Origin of the sequence: Pseudomonas sp. PS01270 (assembly GCF_029959775.1) — a bacterium.
GTDB lineage: Bacteria > Pseudomonadota > Gammaproteobacteria > Pseudomonadales > Pseudomonadaceae > Aquipseudomonas > Aquipseudomonas atacamensis.
Window position 1 is genome coordinate 1 of sequence record NZ_JASCPT010000289.1, and the last position, 319, is coordinate 319.

Below are 319 nucleotides of genomic sequence, written 5' to 3' on the forward strand. Positions count from 1 at the left end.
TGAGTTCCCTGAAGGGCCGTCGAAGACTACGACGTTGATAGGTTGGGTGTGTAAGCGCTGTGAGGCGTTGAGCTAACCAATACTAATTGCCCGTGAGGCTTGACCATATAACACCCAAGCAATTTGCGTCGAAAGGCCAGATTGCGGTGTGTGAAGACGAAACGAACCGAAAGTTCGAAGTTCACAAACACTAGCTGTCACATACCCAATTTGCTGAAGCGAGGCCATCCGGTCACGAGTCAGTACCCGAATTTCTTGACGACCATAGAGCGTTGGAACCACCTGATCCCATCCCGAACTCAGCAGTGAAACGATGCAT

2 rRNA genes are annotated in these 319 nt (G+C 50.5%); both read left to right on the forward strand.

Going from position 1 to position 319, the window contains the following annotated elements:
* Positions 1-107: ribosomal RNA gene (locus QMX86_RS28210) — 23S ribosomal RNA — on the forward strand; the annotation flags it as partial.
* 147 nt (positions 108-254) lie between these two features.
* A 5S ribosomal RNA gene (gene rrf / locus QMX86_RS28215) occupies positions 255-319 on the forward strand; the annotation flags it as partial.